Origin of the sequence: Bradyrhizobium sp. CSA207 (assembly GCF_029051685.1) — a bacterium.
In the GTDB taxonomy this organism is placed as follows: domain Bacteria; phylum Pseudomonadota; class Alphaproteobacteria; order Rhizobiales; family Xanthobacteraceae; genus Bradyrhizobium.
In genome coordinates, this window is the sequence record NZ_JAACFT010000009.1 from 1 (window position 1) to 15,447 (window position 15,447).

Annotated in this window: 18 protein-coding genes and 1 tRNA gene; 9 read left to right on the top strand and 10 right to left on the bottom strand. The window is 64.1% G+C overall.

Annotated features, from left to right (window positions below; translation table 11 throughout):
• Together GWG65_RS11815 and pheS are read right to left on the bottom strand one after the other, a co-directional pair.
• Positions 1-391: endonuclease domain-containing protein (locus GWG65_RS11815; RefSeq protein ID WP_275195751.1), on the bottom strand; the 391-nt coding region annotated here is incomplete at its 3' end.
• 215 nt (positions 392-606) lie between these two features.
• Entirely contained in the window at positions 607-1,689 is a 1,083-nt protein-coding gene (pheS, locus tag GWG65_RS11820) for a phenylalanine--tRNA ligase subunit alpha (protein ID WP_275195752.1), read from the bottom strand.
• Between the two features lie 149 nt (positions 1,690-1,838).
• On the opposite strand from pheS, the gene GWG65_RS11825 reads away from it, so the two are divergent.
• The gene (locus GWG65_RS11825) at positions 1,839-2,249 is read left to right on the top strand and encodes a hypothetical protein (protein ID WP_275195753.1); all 411 of its coding nucleotides are present in this window, start codon (positions 1,839-1,841) and stop codon (positions 2,247-2,249) included.
• 11 nt (positions 2,250-2,260) lie between these two features.
• Here the strand turns inward: GWG65_RS11825 and rplT are convergent, their stop codons facing one another.
• The 3 genes from rplT to infC form a co-directional block, all read right to left on the bottom strand.
• Positions 2,261-2,620: a 50S ribosomal protein L20 gene (gene rplT, locus GWG65_RS11830; protein ID WP_148743624.1), complete on the bottom strand. Its 360-nt coding sequence runs from the start codon at positions 2,618-2,620 to the stop codon at positions 2,261-2,263.
• Between the two features lie 80 nt (positions 2,621-2,700).
• On the bottom strand, positions 2,701-2,901 hold the full coding sequence (rpmI, locus tag GWG65_RS11835; RefSeq protein WP_008539890.1) for a 50S ribosomal protein L35: 201 nt from the start codon (positions 2,899-2,901) through the stop codon (positions 2,701-2,703).
• Between the two features lie 403 nt (positions 2,902-3,304).
• The gene (infC, locus tag GWG65_RS11840; RefSeq protein ID WP_148743626.1) at positions 3,305-3,844 is read right to left on the bottom strand and encodes a translation initiation factor IF-3; all 540 of its coding nucleotides are present in this window, start codon (positions 3,842-3,844) and stop codon (positions 3,305-3,307) included.
• Between the two features lie 248 nt (positions 3,845-4,092).
• Here infC and GWG65_RS11845 point away from each other — a divergent pair, with 248 nt between their 5' ends.
• The gene (locus GWG65_RS11845; protein WP_275195754.1) at positions 4,093-4,905 is read left to right on the top strand and encodes an alpha/beta hydrolase; all 813 of its coding nucleotides are present in this window, start codon (positions 4,093-4,095) and stop codon (positions 4,903-4,905) included.
• Positions 4,906-5,145: 240 nt separating this feature from the next.
• The gene (locus tag GWG65_RS11850; protein ID WP_275195755.1) at positions 5,146-5,613 is read left to right on the top strand and encodes a nuclear transport factor 2 family protein; all 468 of its coding nucleotides are present in this window, start codon (positions 5,146-5,148) and stop codon (positions 5,611-5,613) included.
• Positions 5,614-5,966: 353 nt separating this feature from the next.
• Here the strand turns inward: GWG65_RS11850 and queG are convergent, their stop codons facing one another.
• Positions 5,967-7,157, bottom strand: a complete 1,191-nt coding sequence (gene queG, locus GWG65_RS11855; RefSeq protein ID WP_275195756.1) for a tRNA epoxyqueuosine(34) reductase QueG — start codon at positions 7,155-7,157, stop codon at positions 5,967-5,969.
• The gene (locus GWG65_RS11860; RefSeq protein ID WP_275195757.1) at positions 7,106-7,795 is read right to left on the bottom strand and encodes a glutathione S-transferase family protein; all 690 of its coding nucleotides are present in this window, start codon (positions 7,793-7,795) and stop codon (positions 7,106-7,108) included. Before GWG65_RS11860 ends, queG begins: the two co-directional genes overlap by 52 nt.
• 169 nt (positions 7,796-7,964) lie before the next feature.
• Between GWG65_RS11860 and GWG65_RS11865 the strand changes: the two genes are divergently transcribed.
• The 3 genes from GWG65_RS11865 to GWG65_RS11875 all read left to right on the top strand — a co-directional run bounded on the left by GWG65_RS11865 (position 7,965) and on the right by GWG65_RS11875 (position 11,054).
• Positions 7,965-8,771 carry an undecaprenyl-diphosphate phosphatase gene (locus GWG65_RS11865; RefSeq protein WP_275195758.1) on the top strand — a complete coding sequence of 269 codons (807 nt, stop codon included), beginning with the start codon at positions 7,965-7,967 and terminating at the stop codon, positions 8,769-8,771.
• A gap of 207 nt (positions 8,772-8,978) precedes the next feature.
• On the top strand, positions 8,979-10,310 hold the full coding sequence (locus GWG65_RS11870) for an FAD-binding oxidoreductase (protein ID WP_275195759.1): 1,332 nt from the start codon (positions 8,979-8,981) through the stop codon (positions 10,308-10,310).
• A gap of 3 nt (positions 10,311-10,313) precedes the next feature.
• Entirely contained in the window at positions 10,314-11,054 is a 741-nt protein-coding gene (locus GWG65_RS11875) for an SDR family oxidoreductase (RefSeq protein ID WP_275195760.1), read from the top strand.
• Positions 11,055-11,279: 225 nt separating this feature from the next.
• Here the strand turns inward: GWG65_RS11875 and GWG65_RS11880 are convergent, their stop codons facing one another.
• Complete coding sequence (locus GWG65_RS11880; protein WP_275195761.1) at positions 11,280-12,245, bottom strand: complex I NDUFA9 subunit family protein; 966 nt, start codon at positions 12,243-12,245, stop codon at positions 11,280-11,282.
• Between the two features lie 162 nt (positions 12,246-12,407).
• Here GWG65_RS11880 and GWG65_RS11885 point away from each other — a divergent pair.
• Positions 12,408-12,494, top strand: a tRNA-Leu gene (locus tag GWG65_RS11885).
• 42 nt (positions 12,495-12,536) lie between these two features.
• Here the strand turns inward: GWG65_RS11885 and GWG65_RS11890 are convergent.
• On the bottom strand, positions 12,537-12,836 hold the full coding sequence (locus GWG65_RS11890) for a type II toxin-antitoxin system RelE/ParE family toxin (protein ID WP_275195762.1): 300 nt from the start codon (positions 12,834-12,836) through the stop codon (positions 12,537-12,539).
• The gene (locus GWG65_RS11895; protein ID WP_275195763.1) at positions 12,833-13,090 is read right to left on the bottom strand and encodes a type II toxin-antitoxin system ParD family antitoxin; all 258 of its coding nucleotides are present in this window, start codon (positions 13,088-13,090) and stop codon (positions 12,833-12,835) included. The genes GWG65_RS11890 and GWG65_RS11895 overlap by 4 nt, the downstream gene beginning before the upstream one ends.
• Before the next feature lie 191 nt (positions 13,091-13,281).
• On the opposite strand from GWG65_RS11895, the gene GWG65_RS11900 reads away from it, so the two are divergent.
• Together GWG65_RS11900 and GWG65_RS11905 are read left to right on the top strand one after the other, a co-directional pair.
• The gene (locus GWG65_RS11900) at positions 13,282-14,622 is read left to right on the top strand and encodes a UbiA family prenyltransferase (RefSeq protein WP_275195764.1); all 1,341 of its coding nucleotides are present in this window, start codon (positions 13,282-13,284) and stop codon (positions 14,620-14,622) included.
• Positions 14,623-14,737: 115 nt separating this feature from the next.
• Positions 14,738-15,352 (top strand): ribonuclease D, encoded by a 615-nt coding sequence (locus GWG65_RS11905; RefSeq protein ID WP_275195765.1) that lies wholly within the window; start codon positions 14,738-14,740, stop codon positions 15,350-15,352.
• The last annotated feature ends 95 nt before the right edge of the window (positions 15,353-15,447 follow it).

Consider the following 15,447-nt stretch of genomic DNA (forward strand, 5'->3'; position numbering starts at 1 on the left):
GGGTTGGGGTGGGGGCTCTCTCCGCAACGGCAGTGGCGATTGTTTCGAGAACGCCGACGCGATTTGTCATCACATCGTGATTGCCGAAGCGGAGGACATTGAAGCCTCTCGCTTCGAGGAAGGCGGAGCGATGCGCATCCGCGCGCTCACCTTTGTCTGAGAAGTGTTGGCCGCCATCGAGCTCGATGACGAGCTTTGCTGCGTGGCAGATAAAATCGGCGATGTAGTTCTCGATCGGCACCTGGCGGCGAAAAATCAAACCGTTCAACCGGCCGGCGCGCAGCTCCGACCAGAGGATACGCTCTGCGTCGGTCGAAGTGCGTCTGAGCGAGCGCGCATTGGCTCGGAGCCTGGTCGATACTTTCCAATTCGGATGCTTAGGATCGACCATTGGCAACCCCATCGAGGAGACACCCTCACCCCAACCCTCCCCCGCAGGCGGGGGAGGGAGTTCGACCCGTCGAGCGGACAGGGAATAAGTATCCATGAGACAGCCGCCGCGCACTCGCTCTATCCATTCCCTCCCCCGCCTGCGGGGGAGGGGCAGGGAGAGGGTTCTCTCCGCGAAGAGATTGTCGCGAGTCTTCACATGCCCAAGCTCAACCATCACGAGCTCAGCCCTCCTGCCAGCGTCGGCACCTCCAGCGGCTTGAAGCCGTAGTGGGACAGCCAGCGGATGTCGCTGTCGAACAGCTGGCGCAGATCGCTCATGCCGTATTTCAGCATGGCGATGCGGTCGATGCCCATGCCCCAGGCAAAGCCCTGGTATTCATCGGGATCGATGCCGCAGGCGCGCAGCACGTTCGGGTGCACCATGCCGCAGCCCAAAATCTCGAGCCAGTCCTCGCCCTCGCCGAAGCGGATCTCGCCCTTGTCGCGGCGGCACTGGATGTCGACTTCCATCGACGGCTCGGTGAATGGGAAGAACGACGGCCGGAACCGCATGTTGATGTGGTCGACCTCGAAGAATGCCTTGCAGAACTCGTGCAGGATCCACTTGAGGTGACCGAGATGCGAGTGCTTATCGACGACGAGGCCTTCGACCTGGTGGAATTGCGGCGTGTGGGTCGCGTCCGAATCGATGCGGTAGGTGCGGCCCGGGCAGATCACGCGGATCGGCGGCTTCTGGCTCAGCATGGTGCGCACCTGCACCGGCGAGGTGTGGGTCCGCAGCAGCATGCGCGAGCCGTCCTCCTTCGGATGGAAGAAGAAGGTGTCGTGCATCTCGCGCGCGGGATGGCCCTCGGGGAAGTTCAGCTTGGTGAAATTGTAGTCGTCGGTCTCGATATCGGGCCCTTCGGCGACCGAGAATCCCATGTCGGCGAAGATCGTGGTCAGCTCGTCCCAGACCTGGCTCAGCGGATGGATGCGTCCGGCCTCGGCCGGCGCATCGCGCAGCGGCAGGGTGACGTCGATGGTCTCGGAGGCGAGCCGCGCATCGAGCGCTGCCGACTTCAGCACGTCGCGCCGCGCGGCAAGCGCCAGGGTGACCTTGTCCTTGGCGAGGTTGATCGCCGCGCCTTGCGTCTTGCGCTCCTCCGGCGACATCTTGCCGAGGGTCGCAAGCAGCGCGGAGATCGAGCCTTTCTTGCCGAGCGAGGCGACACGCACCGCTTCGAGCGCGGCCTCGTCGCCGGCGGCGGCGATCTGGTCGAGGATGGATGTTTCGAGCGTTGCGAGGTCGGACACTGTCAAATCCCTGCTGCTAAATTCGGCTGGGTTGTCGCCGCCCGAAGGCCGTAACGTCAAGCAAAAAGCCGGTCGTTTCGGGGTCACGATTGGCTGTGTTGAACCCTGCGCCGCTACACTGCACCAAGAGGATTACGAGGAATGACGCGATGTTCTTGAGAACCTGCCTGGCGGTTCTGGCCGTCGTTGTATCGGTCACCTTCACCCCGGCGCGCGCGATGGTTTGCATGGAGAAATCCATGACGCTGGACGAGGTCGTCGACACCATCAGTGCCCAGAACGGCTGCGAAAGCGCGATGAAGGTGTTCAGGGATTGCCAGTTGACCGCGAGCGGCGACGTCCAGCTCGGCGCCGCCGTCGAGAAGAAATGCGAGGCGGATTTCATGCCCGGCCTCAAGGCCACGCAGAAACAGGCCTATCGGCGCGAGTTGCGGATCTGCGACGGGAAGTACCGGAATAAGTCCGGCACCATGTACCTGTCTTTCACGGCGTTCTGCCGGGCGGAGGTCGCCCAGCGTTACTCGCGACGCGCGCTGAAGGCCGGCGGAGCCGGCCGTTAGCGCAAGCTTGCTCAGGCAGCGAGAGCAGCTTTGGCCTTCTCGGCGATCGCCTGGAACGAGGCGGGCTCGTTGATCGCGAGATCCGACAGCACCTTGCGGTCCACGCTGATGCCCGACTTGGCCAAGCCGTCGATAAATCGGCTGTAGGTCATGCCGAACGGACGGACGGCGGCGTTGAGGCGCTGGATCCAGAGCGCGCGGAAGGTCCGCTTCTTGCGCTTGCGATCGCGGAACGCATATTGCTGCGCCTTCTCGACCGCCGGCTTGGCGGCGCGGATGGTGTTCTTGCGGCGGCCGCGGAAGCCTTTGGCGGCCTTGTAGACTTTCTTGTGCTTGGCGTGGGCGGTCACACCGCGTTTGACGCGAGACATGACAAAATCCTTCAGAGATGACTTGGTTTTCGGATCGCCGCGTCAAATCGCGGCGCAGGTGGCAGTGATCGAGGACGCGATCAGGCGTTCGGCAAGAAGTACTTCTTGACGTTGTCGCCGTCGGTCTTGAACAGCACGCGGGTGCCGCGGAGCTGACGGATCTGCTTCTTCGTCCGCTTGATCATGCCGTGACGCTTGCCGCGCTGGGCGTGCATCACTTTGCCGGTGGCAGTCACCTTGAAGCGCTTTTTAGCGCCCGACTTGGTCTTCAGCTTGGGCATTTTGCTCTCCTATGGCCACAACAGAATGCCGCCCGTGAAGGCGGCTGGCCGTCTAAAATGCTCGTTAGAGCGTTGATTGTGCTCAGGTTTTTGCGAACTGGCGCGAAACCCGCACGAAACACCGCCACGGCAGCCCTTAAATCAGCCGGGCGATGAAGGCTGGGCTTATGGCAGAGCGCGAGCCAAATGGCAACGGTGAACCGCTCGAACCGGCCCGCCGACTTTTCCGAGATTGCGGGCGAGAAACCCCAAGAGGAGGACGCCCTCACCCGGCGCTTCGCGCCGACCTCTCCCGCAAGCGGGAGAGGTGCACCGAGTCCGCGGCCCGCGTGTCCGACCAACAAAACGGCCCGCCGGAGATCCGGACGGGCCGTTGAACTGTCAGGGCCTCAAATGGCCGGCGTCAGCGCGGCGCCAGCACCATCACGACCTGGCGGCCTTCGAACCTCGCGTCCTGCTCGACCTTGGCGAGCTCGGCGACGTCCGTCTTGATCTTGTCCAGAAGCTTGGTGCCGATCTCCTGGTGCGCCATCTCGCGGCCGCGGTAACGCAGTGTGATCTTGACCTTGTCGCCTTCTTCGAAGAACCGGAGCATCGCGCGCATCTTCACGTCGTAGTCGTGGTCGTCGATCATGGGGCGGAGCTTGATCTCCTTGATCTCGACCGTCTTCTGCCGCTTGCGGGCCTCGGCGGCTTTCTTCTGGGCGGAATACTTGTACTTCCCGTAGTCCATGATCTTGCAGACGGGAGGGCTGACATTTGGCGAGATCTCGACCAGATCCATGCCGGCCTCCTGGGCCATGCGGATCGCAAGGACGGTCTCGACCGTACCCTTGTTGTCGCCGGTCTGATCGATCAGCTGGATTTGCGCGTTGCGGATATCATCATTGATGCGCGGCCCGTCTTTGGCGGCAGGGGCCGGGGCTCTGTTGGGACGGCGAATGGGTTGTTCTCCAAAGTTGTGAAGGAAGCGGCTATTTTGAAGGAAGATGCGGTTGCCGGCAAGCAAGTCGCCCGTGCCGCGATCGAAAAACCCTCAAATGCGCGGCATTTTGGTCACGCCCATCGGCACGGTGCTCGACATAGACACCTTGCCCCTGTTCTGCAAGCGCCCCAAAAGGTCAGCGTTGACACCGTATTACGCCGGCCCAGCCGGGACAGCTCAAACCGCACAGCCAGAGTAAACGTTCCATGACCAACGCACTTTCCGATGCCGTGCTCGACTTCATCGAAGTCGGCGAGGGTGCCTCAGTACGCAGAATCGCGGTGCGCAGCCGCGCCGGAGCGGGTCCCGGCCTGTTCTGGCTCGGCGGCTTCAAGTCGGACATGCAGGGCACCAAGGCCGTGGCGCTGGACAATTGGGCCAGCGAACACGGCCGTGCTTCGGTCCGTTTCGACTATTCCGGCCATGGCGAATCCGGCGGCGATTTCGCCGACGGAACCATCGGGCGCTGGCTCGAGGACAGCGTGGCGGTGTTCGAGCGTTTCTGCGACGGCCCGCAGGTCGTGATCGGCTCCTCCATGGGCGGCTGGATGGCGCTGCTGCTCGCGCGCGAGATCCGGAAGCGGCAAGAGAGCCAGCAAGCCATCAAGGAAACTATGCCGTCGCTAGCGGGCCTGGTGCTGATCGCGCCGGCGCCCGACTTCACCGAGGAGCTGATGTGGAAAAAATTTTCGCGCGAGGTGAAGCAGGAGATCGAGACCAAGGGCATGTGGCTGAGGCCGTCGGAATATGACGACGGCTCGCCCTATCCGATCACGCGCAACCTGATCGAAGAGGGCCGCAATCACCTCGTGCTCGGCAGCGCCATCGATCTCGGCTGCCCCGTCCGCATCCTGCAAGGCGCCCAGGATCCCGACGTGCCGTGGCAGCACGCATTCGCGCTGACGCATCGCCTGCCGGCCGACGATGTCGTGCTGACCATGATCCAGGACGGCGATCATCGCCTCTCCCGCCCGCAGGACATCGCGCGCATTGTTGCCGCGGTGGCGGAGATCGAGTGAAGGTTTTTCTTCCTTCTCCCCTTGTGGGAGAAGGTGGCATAGGCGGCCTTCGGCCGCCGTTCTTAAAGCGCCGAAGCGAAGCTTCGGCTATGGCGCCGGATGAGGGGTTGCCTCCACGCATTCGAATGAGAGTTGGACTCGCAGAGGTAACCCCTCACCCGTCTCAATCGCGCTGCGCGCGATTGATCCACCCTCTCCCACAAGGGGAGAGGGGAAGAAAAGAACGCGGGAGAAACGCCGATGACCACCACCGCCATGCTGCGCGCCTTCTGCGACGCGGTCGAGCAGCGCAACGGCAAAGCCTTTGCGGACCTCTTCACCGAGGACGGGGTCTATCACGACGTGTTCTACGGCGCCTTCGCCGGCCGCACCAAAATCGCAGACATGATCGACGACTGGTTCTATCGCACGGCGAGCGATTTCCGCTGGGACATGCACGACCCCGTGTCCGACCGCACCACGCTCTACGCGCGCTACACCTTCAGCTATCGTTCGACCTTGCCCGAGGCGAACGGCGCGCGGGCGATGTTCGAGGGCGTGGCGATCATGACGCTCCGCGACGGCAAGATAGCGAGCTACCACGAGGTCGCCAACACCGCGCCGGCTTTCGTTGACCTAAACTTTGCGCCTGAACGGATTGCGAAGATCGCCGCCAAGCAAGGCGCGGAGTTGAAGGCGAGGCCAGAGATGCGAAGACATTTGGCCTGACTGTCCCCACATCGTCATTCCGGGGCGCGCGTAGCGCGAACTATGATGCGCAATTGCGACGGTGAAGAAAGGCGTGTTGGTCATGACGTGCGACCTTGAAGGATCGCGCGGGGAAATCAAGCTGCTCAGCCCTCACAGTGAGGAGCCGTGCGCTCTTTCATCATTCCCCGCTGTCATCGCCCGACTTGATCGGGCGATCCAGTATTCTAGAGACGGCTGTGATTGAATCGCGAGGCCGCGGCGTACTGGATGCCCCGCCCCGCCTGCCGCCTACGCTAAAGCTTCGACGCCCCTGGGCCTCAACCCCGGCGAAGCCTTGGCGTAGCCGGGTCGCGGGGCATGACAGTGGAGGGTTAGGAAGCCGCTTGCCACTCCTCACGAACGCTCTCATCGGGCTCGTTCGCGATTGCAGCCGCCTTCGCCACTGCAAACTCTTCTCGCGGCACTAACTGCCCGAGCGCCCACACCGCCGCCCCGCGCACCAGCGCGCTCTCATCCGCCAGCAATCGCCGCGCCTCCTGCGCTAACGCCACATCACCGGAGTTGCCGATCGCGATCAGCACGTTGCGCAAAAAACGGTCGCGGCCGATGCGCTTGACCGGGGACTTCGTGAACAGCGCGCGAAAGGCAGCATCGTCGAGACGCGCCAGTTCAACCAGCGTTGGTGCACGCAGCGCGTCGCGTGCGCTGAGCCTGGCTTCGCGCCCCTGTTGCGCAAACTTGTTCCAGGGGCAGGCCGCGAGGCAGTCGTCGCAGCCATAGATGCGGTTGCCGATGGCTTTGCGAAACTCGCGCGGGATCGGCCCCTTGTTTTCGATGGTGAGGTAGGAGATGCAGCGCCGCGCATCGAGCTTGTAGGGCGCGGGGAATGCCGCGGTCGGGCAGATGTCGAGACACGCCCGGCAGGAGCCGCAATGATCGATCTCCGCGTCGTCACGCGGCAGCTCGAGCGTGGTGTAGATCGCGCCGAGAAACAGCCATGAACCGAATCCGCGCGACACCAGATTGGTGTGCTTGCCCTGCCAGCCAACATGCGCAGCCTGTGCCAACGGCTTCTCCATCACCGCCGCGGTGTCGACGAACACCTTGACCTCGCAAGGCTTCACCTCACACGGCGCAGCCGCGACCAGCCAGCGTGCCAGCGCCTTCAGCCGCTTCTTGATCAGGTCGTGATAGTCGTCGCCCTGCGCATAAACCGAGATCGCCGCGCGCGTGCGCTGCTCGAGGATCGCGAGCGGATCCTGGTCGGGACCGTAATTGACGCCGAGCATGATCACGCTGCGCACGTCCCGCCACAGCCCGCGCGGATCGACGCGGCGCTCAGCACTTGCCGCGAGCCAGTCCATGTTGCCGTGGCCGCCGGAGGCGATGAATTCGAGAAAATGCTTTCCGGCATCTTCGATCGTGCCGGGCTCGGTGATGCCGATGCAGTCGAAGCCGAGCGCCTTGGCTTCGCGCGCAAGCGCCGTCTTCAGTTCAGTCGGATTGGAGTTCAGAAATCCAGGTCCACATAGGTCCGCGACGCCGGCACGCCGGCCAGCCATTCGCTCAGCAGCGGACGGAACGACGGGCGGGATTTCACCCGCGCGTACCACGCCTTTGCTGCGTCGTCCTCGCTCCATGGCACGTCGCCCAGATAATCGATCGCCGAAAGGTGCGCCGCGGCGGCGAGATCCGCGTAGGTGAGCCGGTCGCCGGCGAGGAAGTTACGCGTCTGCGCCAGCCAGCCGATATAGGCCAGATGATAGCGCACATTGGCTTTTGCCGCACGCATCACGTCGGCCGAGGGTGCGCCGCCGCCGTTCTCCTCGCTCATGAAGCGCTTGTAGATGCGCTCGGTGACGAGAGGATGCGAGACCTCCTCGAAAAATTTTTCGTTGAACCAGGCCATCAGCCGGCGCACCTCGACGCGCTCGGCGACCGTCTCCGGCATCAGGCGCTTGGGCCCTATCTCGGCGCCATAGGCCTCGTCGATATACTCCGCGATGATGGCCGCGCCCGGAATCGGCTGCTCCTCGTCCACCAGGACAGGCGTCGTGCCCGCCGCATTGAGCAGCAGAAATGCCTCGCGCCGTTCCCAGCTGCGCTCTTCGACCAGCTTCAGGTCGAGCCCGTATTCCCCCGCGATCAGGCGGATGAAACGCGAATGCGGACAGAACGGATGATGGAACAGCGTAAACATGAAGCCTTTGGTTATGTGATGGTGCTTAAGAATCCATCAATGTTTGTGCGGCGCCACACTAGTCCCTCAAAACCGCGAAGCAAGGGCGCGATGGCGCATTTTGCGATTGCGGCACGGGGGCGAATAGGCGAGAAGAGCCCCGCTTTTCCAGCGGAAATGGACCGTAAATATGTCAGATGCAATACGGGCAGTGATCCTCGGCATCATCGAGGGTGTGACCGAGTTCCTTCCCGTGTCCTCGACCGGCCACCTGCTGGTTGCGGAGCGCTTCTTCGATCTCGGCGAAGGCGCCTTCTGGGATTCGTTCACGGTCCTGATACAGCTCGGTGCGATCCTTGCGATCGTCGTATTGTACTTCAAGAAATTGTGGGACGTCGCGATTGGCATGTTCACGGGCGACGTCTATGCACGCCGCTTCGTGATCGGCGTGCTGGTGGCGTTCCTGCCCGCGGTCGTCGTCGGCCTCGTCGCCGGAAAATACATCAAGATCTTGCTGTTCAATCCGTGGGTGGTGTGCTTCTCGCTGATCGTCGGCGGCGCCATCCTGTTGTGGGTCGATCGGATCGATCTCAAGCCGCGCGAGCATGACGCCACCCGCTTTCCGCTGCTGATGTATCTCTATATCGGCATCGCCCAGTGCGTCGCGATGATCCCGGGCGTGTCGCGCTCCGGCGCCAGCATCGTCGCCGCGATGTTCTTGGGGGCCGACAAGCGCGCCGCGGCGGAGTTTTCGTTCTTCCTCGCCATCCCCACTATGATCGGCGCGTTCGCCTACGACTTCTACAAGAACCGTTCCGAGATGAACGTGGACCACATCGGCATCGTCGCGATCGGCTTCGTGGTGTCGTTCATCACCGCGATCATCGTGGTGAAGACGTTCCTGGAATACGTCACCCGCCATGGCTTTGCGGTGTTCGCCTGGTGGCGCGTCGTCGTCGGCACGCTCGGCCTGATCGCGCTGGCGCTCGGCCGGTAACGTGTGACGAATTTCTGATTTAGTCGCTGCTGGCCGGGGCGTGACACACCTCTCCCCGACGGGGAGAGGAAGGGCGGAGCCTCCGGCTTAGGCTTGTTGCGCCCGCAACTTCCGAAAACTCTAGACGCGCTTCAACCTAATATAAGCTTTTGATCGATAGGCAGTTTCCAACGCAAGGCGCGGCACGCCCTGCACAGGAGCTGAACCATGACCCTCGTTAGCGGCTGGGGGCGTTTCCCGGTCGTCGATAGCGATGTGCTGAGGCCGCGGTCGTTCGATGCCGTCGGTGAAGCCGTCGCTGCGGCGAGCGGCTCCGTGGCGAGGGGTAACGGCCGCGCCTATGGCGACGCTGGCATCGGCGCCCGCAGGACGATTGCGATGACCGGCTTTGACCGCGTCAGGTCGTTCGATCCGGCCACGGGCTATATCCGTCTCGAAGCCGGCATGTTGCTGTCGGACCTGATCGACACATTCGGCCCCCGCGGCTTCCTGCCTTTCGTGGTTCCGGGTACGCGCTTCGTGTCGGTTGGCGGCGCCATTGCCGCCGACGTGCACGGTAAGAACCATCATTGCGAAGGCGGTTTCGGCCGCTATGTCGGAAGTATCCTGCTGCGCACCGGTCAGGGCGAGACCATCGAGGCCTCGCGCGCAGAGAATGCCGATGCCTTCTTCGCGACCATCGGCGGCATGGGCCTCACCGGCGTCATTCTCGAAGCCACGATCCGGCTGCGGCCGGTCGAGACGGGATGGATCCGCGAGCGGGTGATCTCCGCGGTCGATCTCGATGCCGCGATGCGGGCGCTCGACGCCGGCGATTCCGCGACCTATTCGGTGGCGTGGATCGATTGCGCGGCAGCCGGCGGCAATCTCGGCCGCTCGCTGATCTATCTCGGCGAGCACGCCGGCGCGGACGAGGTTGCCGGCGGCGCCGAGCGCTTTCCGGTCGGCAAGGATCCCGGGCTCGCCATGCCCATCGATCTTCCGTCGATGACGCTGAACCGCTACAGCATCCGCGCCTTCAACGAGCTCTACTACCGCATGGGCGCCAGGCGGGCCGGCGGCAGTCATGTGGTCTCGCTCTTCCCATATTTCTTCCCGCTCGACAGTATCGGTGGGTGGAATCGCATCTACGGAAAACGCGGATTTCTCCAGCATCAATGCGTGATCCCGGAGCAGAGCGCGCGCGACGTGCTCGGCGAGATCCTCGCTCGCGTTTCGAAGCGCGGCGACGCTTCCTTCCTCGCGGTGCTGAAGAAGCTCGGGTACGGCGACGGCATTTTGTCGTTTCCGTTGCCCGGCTACACGCTCGCGCTGGATTTCCCGCTGAGGGGCGACATCCTGAATTTCCTCGACGAGATCGACCGCCTCGTCGTCGCGGCCGGCGGCCGGCTCTATCTCGCCAAGGATGCGCGCCAGTCGCGCGCGACGTTCGAGGCCGGCTATCCGGCCCTGCAGCGCTTCAACGCGATTCGAAAGTCGCTCGATCCTGCGGGCAATATCCGTTCGAAACTTTCACAGCGTTTGTTTGATGAGGTTTAAGCCATGACTCCGCGCAAGTCCGTTTTGGTACTGGGCGGCTCCTCCGATATCGGCCGCACCGCCGCGCGCGCCTTTGCCAAGGCGGGTTACGATGTCGCCCTCGCAGGGCGCGACGTCGCGGCGCTGAAGCCGGACGCCGCCGACATGCGCGCGCGCTACAATGTCGATGTCGGCGTCTTCAAGTTCGACGTGCTCGACACTGCCTCGTTCGAGGGCTTTGCCGGCGGCCTTCCGGCGTTGCCCGATGTCGTCATCTCGATCGTCGGCTTGCTGGGCGCGCAGGAGAGGGCGCAAAGCGATCTTGCGCACGCCACGACCATCATGCGCTCCAACTACGAAGGCCCGTCCCTCATCCTCGGCCTGTTCGCGGAAAAATTCCTGGGCCGCGGCAATGGCACCCTGGTCGGCGTATCCTCGGTCGCGGGCGATCGCGGACGCGCCTCGAACTATGTCTACGGCTCGGCCAAGGCCGGCTTCTCGGCGTTCCTGTCCGGCCTGCGCGCCCGCGCCAGCCGCAGCGGCGTCCACGTCGTCACCGTGAAGCCCGGCTTCGTCCGCACCAAAATGACGGAAGGCATGAAGCTGATCGGCCCGCTCACCGTCGAAGCGGACGTGGTCGGCGATGCGATCCTCAAGGCCGTCGAGAAGAAGACCGACGTCGTCTATGTCAGCGGCAAATGGCGCCTCGTGATGCTGATCATCAAGACGCTGCCGGAAGCGGTGTTCAAGAAGCTGAGGTTTTGACGCCGCTGCTGCGCTGAAGGTGCGCTCCCTCGCCCGCTTGCGGGAGAGGCATACGCGGCCCAAGGCCGCCGTTCTTAAAAAAGGACGCCGATGCAAAGCATCGGCTACGGGAGAGGGTGTCACCGCAGAGAGACTCCCGACGCGGAGAAAGCCCTCACCCGATCGCTGCGCGATCGACCACTCCCGCAAGCGGGAGAGATTAGAGAGACCGCCGTCGACGCGGGACTAAGCGCTCTTGCGCTGGAACTGGCCGGCGCTGCGAAAACGCCAGAGATATTGCGGGGCGATCGCCTCCAGCGAATCGGGGGTGATGCCGAGGCCTTCCAGCGTCAGCCCTGCCGCCTTCGCCGCATCCGAGACGACATTGTCGCGCTCGAGCAGCGTGACCTGGTCCGGCGTCAGCTTCAGCGCGCCCGGCGCGAACTGCAGGAAGTTGGCCTTGAAGCGGGCAAGGCCGAACGGCAGCGGGATCAGCGGCCGCTTGCGGTCGGTGATGGCCAAAATCGCTTCGATGATCTCGCGCATCGTCAGCACTTCCGGCCCGCCGAGCTCGTAGGTGGCGCCTAGCTTGGCCTTGCCGTCGACCGCGTCCGCAATCGCGGTGGCGACGTCGCCGACATAGGCCGGCTGCATCTTCGTCTCCCCGCCGATCAGCGGCAGGACCGGCGAGATCCGCGCCAGCGCGGCGAAGCGGTTGGTGAACTGATCCTCGGGCCCGAACATCACGGACGGGCGGAAGATCGTGGCCGACGGCACCGCCGCCAGCACCGCCTGCTCGCCGGCCGCCTTGGCCCGGGCGTAGCGCGAGGGCGATTGCGGGTCGGCACCGATCGCCGAGACATGCACCATCCGGGCGCCGGCGGCTGCGGCGGCCCTGGCGACGGTCTCGGCGCCCTTGGCCTGGACGGCGTCAAAGCTCTGCGCCCCGCCCTCAGTGAGGATGCCGACAAGGTTGATCGCGACGTGCGAATCCCGCATCGCCGCCTCGACCGAGGCCGGGTAGCGCAAATTGGCCTGCACGGCGTGGACCTGTCCGACCTTGCCGGAGGGCTGCAGGAAGCCGGCCAGTTCCGGCCGCCGCACCGCGACCCGGATCCGGTAATCGCGCTTGCACAGCGCGCGGATGACATTCCGGCCCAAAAACCCCGATCCGCCGAAAACCGTGACGAGAGTTTCCAGATTCGATGCCATGGGGGTCCATTCCTGACGGAGAGAGCGTGTTGGGGAGGCTTGTATCGGGCCATTTTGCGATGCGCAATCCGCAGCCCCAAGGATCCGTCAGGCACGATTCAAGCATGAATTGACAACCGCGTCACCGATCCGTAGTAACCGCCTCCGTGCCCCAACCGGCATGCCCAGGTGGTGGAATTGGTAGACGCGCTGGCTTCAGGTGCCAGTGGCTTAACAGCCGTGAAGGTTCGAGTCCTTTCCTGGGCACCACACTAAGCTCATGCAACCGCACTCAACGATCGCCCCCCAATTCTAGGTCTCGGGAAAGAGCAGCGGTTCGTAGTCGCGGGCGCCATGCAGTACGTGGATGACCTCGATCGCATCGCTGCCGACCCGATAGAAAATCAGGTAGTGCCCGAACGGGCGCCGACGAACGCCCTTGTGTTCGTATCGAGGGACCAGAGGATAGCCGCGGGGCGCGGCGGCAAGGGATTCGCATGTTTCCCGCAGCCCGTGAATGAGCGCCAGCGCGCTGCGCGGGCTTTGCTCGGCGACATATGACGCGATGTCCTCGAGGTCGGCTTCGGCTTCCGCAGTGATGACGACGATCACGTGCGGTCCGTCTTGCCGGCCAATCTTGCCTCGAGCCGGTCAAAGACGTCGGAGCTTGATTTCGCCCGACCGGCATCAGCGTCATCAAGCCCGCGTGCGATCGCAGCGTCCAATGCGGCTAGCCGCGCTTCGCGCTCCTGAATCAGCCGCACGCCCTCCCGCAGCACCTCGCTCTTGGAATGGTAGCGGCCCGACGCGACGAGTTTTGTCACAAAGTTTTCAAGGGCTTCGCCGAGATCCGCACTGACTGCCATGCTGCCTTCTCCGCCAGTTCCTGATCAATAACTATTATTGCATTGCCCGTGAATCAAGCGGGAGTTACCCCGTCGCGGCCGATTAAGCCGCCCTTAGCGAATGCTCGCCTAGGCTCTCCGCGTCCATTTCCCTGCTCCCGGCCTCCCCAGCCTTTGGGCCGGTCGTGTCGCGGCCAATAGAGCGTTTTCGGATGGAGCAGCCTGCCTGGCAGTATGATCGCGGCGCGCCTGAGCCGTCGGCGATGCCGGCGCCTGCGCGGACGCTGCTCATCGATCTCGAAGGTGCGCTGCTGCGCTCCGAGCTGGTGATGGAGGCACTGTTCAGTGCACCCGGCCGCATGCTGGCCCGCTTCGGCGCTGGCGGACGGCCGGGCATGGCGGCGCTCACGGATATTCTGGCGGACGCCAGGATCGACTACGCCCATCTGCCCTATGATTCCGGCGTGCTGAACCAGGCGCTGGCGGCGCGGGCGCGGGGCGAGAAGATTTATCTGGTCGCCGGCCGCTTCGGCCAACATGCCGCTGGCATCGCCGCGCATCTCGGCTTCGATGGCGTCGTTGCGCCGGCCGATCTCGTCGCGGGCGACAAGCTGCCGTTCGATCGCGCCTCGATCGCGCGCATCAGCGAAGGAAGCGGCAGCCGTCCGAGCGTAAAGACATCTAGCGTAAAGACCTGGGCGAACGCGCTGCGCATCTATCAATACGCCAAGAACACGCTGGTGTTCGTGCCGGCGATCACCGCGCATCAGCTCAATTTTGCAACGCTCGGCTCTGCGCTGCTGGCGTTCCTGGCGTTCTCGGCCTGCGCGTCGGGCGCCTATCTGATGAACGATCTGCTCGATCTTGCCGCCGACCGCCAGCATCCGACCAAGCGCCATCGCGCGCTCGCGGCCGGCGATCTGCCGATCTCGTCGGCGCTGCTCGCGATCCCTGCGCTGTGGTTGTTCGCGCTCGCGGCCAGCCTCTGCATCTCCGCGCTCTTCCTCGGCGTGCTCTGCGCCTATCTCGCCACCACCATCGCCTATTCGCTCGTGCTCAAGCGCAAGATGCTGGTCGATGTCGTCACGCTCTCAGGCCTCTACAGCCTGCGCATCATCGCCGGCGCCGTCGGCGTCGGCGTGGTGCTGTCGGAATGGCTGCTGATCTTCTCGCTGTTCGTGTTCACCTCGCTGGCGCTGATCAAGCGCTTCAGCGAGCTCAGCATGCGCGAGGATGCGGGCCTGTCCGATCCCTCCAACCGCGACTACAGGATCACCGACCTGCACATCATCGCCGCCATGGCGGCCGCGAGCGCCATGAACGCGGTGACTGTGTTCTCGCTCTATGTGTCCTCGTCGGCGGTGACGCCGCTGTACAGCCGTCCCTGGATGCTGTGGCTGCTCAACCCGCTGCTGCTATACTGGTTCGGCCGCGCCCTGATGATGGCGCATCGCCGCGAGATGCCGGACGATCCGATTCTCTACACCTTCCGCGACGGCGCCAGCCGCATCACCGTGGCGGCGATGATCTGCATCATGCTGGCGGCGATCTGACGGCCTTGAGGGCCGAGCCGGCGCTTGCGTGGCCCGCCGCCAGTGGATACATCGCGATCGATCCGATTAGCCTATGATGCCGACGCACCGATTCGACCCGAGGTTTTGACACGCCATGACCGTACGCCTGCACCGCGGCGACCTGCCCGACCTGTCCCGCTACACCGGAGCGGTGGCGATCGACACCGAGACCATGGGGCTGAACCCGCACCGCGACCGGCTCTGCGTGGTGCAGCTCTCGCCCGGTGACGGCAGCGCCGACGTGGTGCAGATCCCCAAGGGCCACACCGACGCGCCGAACCTGAAGGCACTGCTGGCCGATCCTGCGATCACCAAGATCTTTCACTTCGCACGGTTCGACGTCGCGGTGCTGTACCAGACCTTCGGAATCATGACCGGGCCGATCTATTGCACCAAGATCGCCTCCCGCCTGACCCGCACCTATACCGATCGGCACGGCCTCAAGGACCTCGTGCGCGAGGTGCTCAATATCGATCTCTCCAAGCAGCAGCAATCCAGCGATTGGGGCTCCGACAGCCTGACCGAGCCGCAACTCGCCTACGCCGCCTCCGACGTGCTGCATCTGCACGGCTTGCGCGAGCGGCTGGATGCGATGCTGGTGCGGGAGGGCCGCACGGCGCTGGCCAAGGCCTGTTTCGACTTCCTGCCGACTCGCGCCCTGCTCGACCTCCAGGGCTGGGCCGAGGAGGACATTTTCGCGCATTCCTGAAGCTTTCGGCCGCTTGGGGCGGAGGCCTGCCGCCCCGTTTCGGACACAGTCGTAACGGCCTGTCGCGGGCTGCATATTCCGCCGGTGCCGGGTAC